This window comes from Tellurirhabdus bombi (genome assembly GCF_021484805.1).
Classification (GTDB): Bacteria; Bacteroidota; Bacteroidia; order Cytophagales; family Spirosomataceae; genus Tellurirhabdus; species Tellurirhabdus bombi.
In genome coordinates this window covers 1,487,501-1,495,000 of record NZ_CP090557.1, presented here as the reverse complement: position 1 = coordinate 1,495,000, position 7,500 = coordinate 1,487,501, and the positions used below count along the sequence as shown (strand labels likewise).

The window sequence follows — 7,500 nt, the reverse complement described above, 5'->3', positions numbered from 1 at the left end:
TCGTACTGGCTGACGAGACCATATAAACAAATCCATTGGATAGCGCATCAATTTTTCGAATACGAGTCTCGTTCGTCTGGGGAGTTATCAAAAATATGTTCAGTAAACCATATTTCTCAAATACTTCTTTGTATTCGCGCTGGTAGACATCAATAGGCATATCCGGCAAGATCAAACCATCCACGCCCACTTCCTGACATGTGCGACAAAAATTTTCTATACCAAATTGCACGACCGGATTCAAATAGCCCATTAATAATATAGGTGTCTTGATTTTAGGCCGACATGCTTTTAGCTGCTCAAATAGAAGCTTTATTGTCATTCCATTTTCGAGGGCTTTTTGATTGCTTTGCTGAATGGTTTCTCCATCGGCAACAGGGTCTGAATAAGGCATTCCTATTTCTATTAAATCAGCACCTGCTTCCTGCAACGCTTCCAGAATAGGCATTGTATCATTTAACTTAGGAAAACCTGCTGTAAAATATATATTTAAAACCTGCTCTGGTTTTTGCTGAAAGAGTTGCGAAATACGGTTCATGGGAATGCACTAAAACGGTTTAAGAAAAAACAGCCCCATAAGCTATGGGGCTGCACATTACTTGGGATGATCTTTATTCTAGATGTTTGGTATAAGTCGCTAAATCTTTGTCGCCTCTTCCCGAAAGGCAGATGACAACAACCTCGTCGGGAGTAGCGCCTAGCTTAGAGAGGCAGGCTAACGCGTGTGACGATTCCAGTGCCGGGATGATCCCTTCCAGACGGCTTAGCTCAAAGGCAGACTCAACGGCTTCTTCGTCCGTGATTGAAAAGAATTTTGCCCGACTGCTTAAAAACAAATTGGCGTGCATCGGGCCAATGCCTGGATAGTCCAGACCAGCTGAGATGGAATAAGGTTCTACAACTTGGCCATCCTCGGTTTGCATCAAGATTGTTCGGCTACCGTGTAAGATTCCAGGTTTTCCTAAAGCCGTGGTTGCCGCCGAATGACCCGTAGTTAATCCCTGTCCGGCTGCTTCGGCAGCCACCAATTTTACCGATGGCTCATCCAGGAAATGATAGAAGGCTCCCGCCGCGTTACTTCCTCCCCCTACGCAGGCTATTACATAGTCGGGGGTCTCACGACCTGTTTTGCGCAAGAGTTGCTTCCGGGTCTCGGCTGAAATAACGGACTGGAAACGCGCGACCATGTCTGGGTAGGGATGGGGACCTACTACGGAGCCTATGATATAGTGCGTATCAACGGGATTATTAATCCAGTGCCGCATGGCTTCGTTGGTAGCATCTTTTAATGTTTGGCTACCGCTCACTGCCGGAACTACTGTAGCCCCTAACATGCGCATGCGGTCTACGTTGGGCTTTTGACGCTCCATGTCAATTTTGCCCATGTAAACAATGCATTCCAGTCCCATCAGGGCGCAGACAGTAGCCGTAGCGACTCCATGCTGACCCGCTCCCGTTTCGGCTACAATGCGCTTTTTGCCAAGTCGCTGGGCAACCAGAATCTGACCAATCGTATTGTTAACTTTATGAGCACCCGTATGGCAAAGGTCCTCGCGCTTTAGATAAATGGTTGTATTATATTGCTTGGATAATCGGCTGGCTAAAAACAAAGGCGTTGGCCGGCCAACGTAATCTTCCAGTAAAGCATGAAATTCCTGCTGAAAGGAAGGTTCGTTAATTATCTTAAGGTAATTTTCCCGTAGCTCTTCCACGTTGGGATAGAGCATTTCCGGAATGAACGCGCCCCCAAATGTGCCATAATAACCCTCCTCGTCAACCTGATAAGGGGAGTGCGTAATTTCTAGTTCCATCTTTACTTCTAATAAAATGTGTTTCTAAAAAGGTGACAAAGCCACTAAGACTCCCTAGCAAAGTCTTCAACACTAATCGTAATAAAGTAAATGTTATGCGATAACCTCTTCGTCTTCTGGTTTGAACTTCTGAATAATGGCCCGGATTTGCTCAATGTCTTTTACACCTGGTTCAAGCTCTACCTTGCTATTCAGATCGACACCATATACTTTAAGGTGTTTTAAATTCTCTAGCTCATCAATATTATTTAAGCCAATGCCACCACTGATGAAGAAAGGTTTGTCGTTATCGTAGCGATTTAGAATCTTCCAGTCAAAAGCAGTTCCATTTCCTCCGTAGCTTTCACCTTTGGCATCAAACAGAAAAAAATCACAGGAAGGCTTGTAGTTATTCACCATGCTAAAGTTAAACGAGTCGTCTACGGAGAATGCCTTGATGATGCTAACACCCCGATTACGTAGGTTGCGGCAAACATCAGGCGTTTCTGTACCGTGCAACTGAGCATACTGAAGGTTATACTTCTTCATCGTACGCAGAATAAAATCAGGGCTCGTATTGACAAATACCCCAACCTTCTTGATACGCTGCGGAATTGCTTTTAATAAGTTCTCATCCAGGTCTTCACCGACGAAGCGGGGCGATTTATCATAAAAGATAAACCCTATAAAATCCGGTGCTACGCTTATCAGCGCTTGAATGTTACCGGAATCACGCATTCCGCATACTTTTACTTTCATAATATTTAAAGTTTTGAGATGGGAAATTCGGTGGGCGACAACTCTCTAACTAGGGTTTTGAGCGCTTCTTCGGGCGATGGAGTCTTCATGAAGGTTTCCCCGATTAAAAAACCCTGATAACCTACTTCTCGCAGAGCCAAAATCGACGCTGCTTCCTGCAAACCACTTTCAGATACTTTAACAAACGTTTCTGGAATGAGCGACGCTAATCTAACTGATGTTTCAATATCGGTAACGAACGTTTTTAGATTGCGGTTATTAACGCCCACTAAATCTACTGAAGATGTTAGATGAGTATCTAGCTCCGTTTCATCGTGTACTTCAAGGAGTACTTCCAAGCCCAGTTGATGCGCAAATTGGCTGAACTCCTCAACTTCACGAGGCGTCAGGCAGGCCGCAATCAACAAAATGAAATCGGCGCCAAACGCTTTCGCTTCCAGAATTTGATAGGTATCAATTATAAAATCCTTCCGAATGATAGGAGTTTCAGGATTCGTATTTCGGGCTTCAATCAAATCGGCTGGCGTACCACCAAAAAAAGGCTCATCCGTCAAAACAGATAAGCAAGCGGCACCAGCGCGTACATAACCCGCGGTTGTCTCGGTAACACGAACCTGATCATTTATAATACCTTTTGACGGAGACTTACGCTTAAATTCCGCAATGATGCCAGTAGACTCAGGAGCAAGAATAGCCTGCCGCGCCGACAACGGTTGCCGGGTAAACATGGGATGCTGTTCAAGCTGCTGAGCGGAGGTAACCGCTTTTCGCTGCGCTACTTCTTCTTTCTTGCTGGCAATAATTTTGTCAAGTATATTCATCCGGTAGTATAAATCAGTCTAACAAGCTGTATTCAAGCACTCTAATCTAAATTAGGCCGCTATTAATTTATTAAAACACGTCAAAGCCCGGCCACTATCCAGTGATTCTTTAGCCATCAGGATAGCGTCTTCTATGCTGCGCACTACCTCTGCCGCGTACAAAGCCATCGCCGAATTGGCTACCACTGCTTCTCTCTGCGCAGGTGTAGCTTCATTCTTTAAAACATTCATAAAGATTTGGGCAGATTCTTCGACCGACTGACCGCCGGTAAGTTGTTCAGGTAGGAGTTGGCGCAAGCCGATCTGTTGCGGCGTCAAAACCTGTTCCGCATGAGAGGTAATTATTTTAAAAGCGCCAGTCAACGACACTTCATCATAGCCATCCAGAGCGTGAAGAATCATAAAGCGCTTGGGGGTTTGCTGATAAAGATACGCATATAATCTGGCTAATTCAAGACTGAACACGCCCAGAAGCTGTTTTTTGGGGAATGAGGGATTAGCAATGGGACCCAGTACATTAAAAAAAGTTTTCACGCCAAGATCCTTCCGTATCGGAGCTACATTTTTCATGGCTGGGTGAAACAAAGGTGCGTGTAGAAAACAGATACCCGCTTTATCCACCATGCTTCGTAACTTATCCACATCACTAGTAAATTGATAGCCCAAGTATTCCATTACGGTCGAAGAACCACAGAGTGAGGACACCCCGTGATTGCCATGTTTAGCAACCTGCTGCCCCGCTCCCGCTACGACAAAAGCAGATAAGGTCGAAATATTGAACGTATCTTTTCCGTCTCCGCCCGTTCCGCAGAGGTCCATCGCGTCAAAATCCGATAAATCAACCGGCACACAAAGCTCAAGCATGGCATCCCTGAATCCTTCCAACTCGTGTACAGTGATACTCCGCATCATATAAACAGTCAGAAAAGCAGCTATCTGTGCAGTATTATAATGCCCGGTACCGATGCCAATCAGCACCTGACGCGCTTCTTCCTTGGTAAGTGTTTTGTACTCAAAAAGGTGATTTAATATCTTCTTCATCAATTCAGGAATTTAACCAGTTCTGCAACATTTCTTTACCGTACTCAGTCAGCACGGACTCTGGATGGAATTGTAATCCCCGTACATCATATACTTTATGCGCTAAACCCATCACGCGGCCGTTTTCGTCGGTTGCCGTAATGACCACATCGTCGGGCAAGGTATCTGGCACAACGGTCCAAGAGTGGTAGCGGCCTACCAACAATTCTGAAGGTATACCCTGGAACAATTTTTCCTGTGGATCTTTAATGAAAGTTCGGTGGGCAACGCCGTGGTAGACATCATCCATGTTTTCCAACTTACCGCCGAAGACTTCACCAATTCCCTGATGACCCAGGCAAATGCCAAGAATGCTTTTGGTAGGGGCATACGTCCGCACAACTTCCTGCAAGATGCCTGCTTCGGAAGGAATGCCCGGCCCAGGAGACAAAAGTATTTTGTCATATTGGTCTACTTCTTCAACCGAAATCTTATCATTTCGGAAAACGCTTACTTCACAACCCAACTCACGTAGCAGATAAACCAGGTTATACGTGAAGGAATCATAATTATCAATTACCAATACTTTCATCCTTGTATCATTTACAATGTTTGTGCCTGTTCAATTGCCGTCCGAAGCGCCATAAGTTTATTGGACACTTCCTGTAATTCACTTTCCGGATTTGATTTCGCGACTACGCCGGCACCCGCCTGGTAGTACAGTGTGTTATTGCGGCTTAAAAAAGTGCGGATCATAATGGCTTGATTAAAATCGCCGTTGAAATCCATGAAACCAATGCAACCTGCATAAAACCCACGACTTGTTTTTTCGTATCGATCGATCAATTTCATGGCCATGTGCTTAGGCGCACCAGATAAAGTCCCGGCCGGAAATGTTTCACCAACAATCTGTAGAGGCTCTGTATCAGCATTCATAACCCCAACTACTTTAGAGACGAGGTGAATTACGTGCGAATAGTACTGCGTTTCTTTGAAGGTTTCCACTTTTACGCTAGTACAGTTACGGCTGAGGTCATTTCGCGCGAGGTCTACCAACATGACGTGTTCGGCCGTCTCTTTCGGATCATTGTAAAGTTTTTGCGCTAATTCAGCATCAGCAACGTCATCACCAGTCCGACGGAAAGTACCCGCAATGGGATAAATAGTAGCTTTTTTGTTCTTTATAACAATCTGAGATTCAGGAGAAGACCCAAAAATCTTATAGCTACCATAATCGAAGTAGAAGAGATAAGGAGAGGGATTTAAAGAACGCAGCGCCCGATAAACATTAAATTCGTCACCTTGGAACGGAGTTGAAAAGCGGCGGGACAGGACAATCTGAAAAACGTCTCCCCGATGGCAGTGATCAATGCCTTTTTGTACTATATCCAAAAACTCCTGATCGGTAGCATTTGACGTTTCGTCGCCTGTTTTCTGAAATGAATAGGTGGGGAAATTTCTATTTTTGATTAGTGATTCAATGTAATCCAGATTATCTGTACTCTGCTGCTGGCCTTCTTTTAAGTACGAATGCTCGAATAAATATAGCTCGTCTTTAAAATGATTGATCGCGATAACGTAGCGAAAAGCCTGATAGACAGCTAAAGGTATTTCGTTCTCTGAATGCGGTACCTGCAAGGTTATATCCTCAAAATACTGGACGGAACTATAAGTGATATGCCCAAATAAGCCATTAACAATAAAGGGAAAGCCCTGTGGTTCGCCTTGAAATAGCTCTCGAAACTCTTTGATGTAGCTTAGCAAATCCTTTTTTTCCGCTAAAGCAATTGTCTCTGTATTTGCATCAGGAAAGGTTGCATTGATTTGAATTCCATCAAACTCAAACTTGGCTATCGGATCAAAACAAATATAGGAGAAGCTGTTATCATTACCGTGATAATCAGAACTTTCTAGTAGAATGCTATTTATAAAATGATCTCGAATTCTAAGATAAATACTAACCGGGGTCATGGTATCGGCTAACAAGCGCCGAAACTGGCTCTTAACGGTGAAAGGAGAAGATTGATACAAGGGCGTCATAATATTAATAGGATGGAAAATAAAAAAGCCTACTGAGGCGAACAGTAGGCTTTGTAAATGCTGTAAAAACATAAAAGCAATGACTGATCAACCTCCTAAATAGGATGAACGCCACCACCATGATTTATTTAAAGTCGTAAATTGCATGTTTTTATATCCTTGTTTGGATAAGATGGCTCGAAGCTTTGACTTCTGCATCTCCAACATAACGCTACCAAGTAGCACTATGTCTTATTGGTATGCAAATGTAAATACACTTTCGCAAAAACTGAAGCATAGTCACAAAAAAAGAGTCTTGCTTTGGGGGCAAGACTCTTCTTGTTCACTCAAATATTATGGCGGCAGCTACCTACTCTCCCGGATTCGACTCCAGTACCATCGGCGTGGCGGGGCTTAACGGCTCTGTTCGGAATGGGAAGAGGTGAACCCCCACACCATGACCACCGACCAATTTCTTTTATAAGTCCTTCTTTTAAGATATGGAAACTACAATTCTTCGTATCAGGTTCGTCAGCGAATAACTTAGTGTCTACACCTCAGGTCATTAGTACGACTCGGCTTTAGACATCTCTGCCCCTGCACCTGTCGCCTATCAACGTCCTGGTCTAGAACATCCTTCAATAGAAGTCTCATCTTCAGGTCTGCTTCGCACTTAGATGCTTTCAGCGCTTATCAAAACCCCACGTAGCTACCCGGCCGTGCCGCGGGCACGACAACCGGTTCACCAGCGGTGAGTCCATCCCGGTCCTCTCGTACTAAGGACAGCCCCCGTCAAACTTCTTACGCCCACCACAGATAGGGACCGAACTGTCTCACGACGTTCTGAACCCAGCTCGCGTGCCACTTTAATCGGCGAACAGCCGAACCCTTGGGACCTTCTCCAGCCCCAGGATGTGACGAGCCGACATCGAGGTGCCAAACCTCCCCGTCGATGTGAGCTCTTGGGGGAGATCAGCCTGTTATCCCCGGCGTACCTTTTATCCTTTGAGCGATGGCACACCCATGCGCAACCACCGGATCACTATACCCTGCTTTCGCACCAGTTCGACCTGTTTGTCTCACTGTCAAGC

General features: G+C 44.9%; 7 protein-coding genes and 2 rRNA genes (2 of these 9 only partly in view). All 9 read right to left on the bottom strand.

Annotated elements, in window-relative coordinates:
* On the bottom strand, positions 1-538 hold the 5' portion of the coding sequence (trpA, locus tag L0Y31_RS06335) for a tryptophan synthase subunit alpha (protein WP_234736281.1). The gene continues 254 nt to the left of window position 1, outside the view; only the first 538 of its 792 coding nucleotides appear in the window; it begins with the start codon at positions 536-538; the stop codon falls past the left edge of the window.
* A gap of 73 nt (positions 539-611) precedes the next feature.
* Positions 612-1,811 carry a tryptophan synthase subunit beta gene (gene trpB, locus L0Y31_RS06330; RefSeq protein ID WP_234736280.1) on the bottom strand — a complete coding sequence of 400 codons (1,200 nt, stop codon included), beginning with the start codon at positions 1,809-1,811 and terminating at the stop codon, positions 612-614.
* Positions 1,812-1,904: 93 nt separating this feature from the next.
* Positions 1,905-2,549, bottom strand: a complete 645-nt coding sequence (locus tag L0Y31_RS06325; protein ID WP_234736279.1) for a phosphoribosylanthranilate isomerase — start codon at positions 2,547-2,549, stop codon at positions 1,905-1,907.
* Positions 2,550-2,554: 5 nt separating this feature from the next.
* Positions 2,555-3,370, bottom strand: a complete 816-nt coding sequence (gene trpC / locus L0Y31_RS06320; protein ID WP_234736278.1) for an indole-3-glycerol phosphate synthase TrpC — start codon at positions 3,368-3,370, stop codon at positions 2,555-2,557.
* 51 nt (positions 3,371-3,421) lie between these two features.
* The gene (gene trpD / locus L0Y31_RS06315) at positions 3,422-4,411 is read right to left on the bottom strand and encodes an anthranilate phosphoribosyltransferase (protein ID WP_234736277.1); all 990 of its coding nucleotides are present in this window, start codon (positions 4,409-4,411) and stop codon (positions 3,422-3,424) included.
* A 4-nt stretch (positions 4,412-4,415) separates the two neighbouring features.
* On the bottom strand, positions 4,416-4,982 hold the full coding sequence (locus tag L0Y31_RS06310; protein ID WP_234736276.1) for an anthranilate synthase component II: 567 nt from the start codon (positions 4,980-4,982) through the stop codon (positions 4,416-4,418).
* A gap of 11 nt (positions 4,983-4,993) precedes the next feature.
* Positions 4,994-6,430, bottom strand: coding sequence for an anthranilate synthase component I family protein (locus tag L0Y31_RS06305; RefSeq protein WP_234737136.1), 1,437 nt, complete (start codon positions 6,428-6,430; stop codon positions 4,994-4,996).
* 336 nt (positions 6,431-6,766) lie between these two features.
* Positions 6,767-6,878: ribosomal RNA gene (rrf, locus tag L0Y31_RS06300) — 5S ribosomal RNA — on the bottom strand.
* Positions 6,879-6,955: 77 nt separating this feature from the next.
* Positions 6,956-7,500, bottom strand: a 23S ribosomal RNA gene (locus L0Y31_RS06295) (it continues 2,346 nt past the right edge of the window).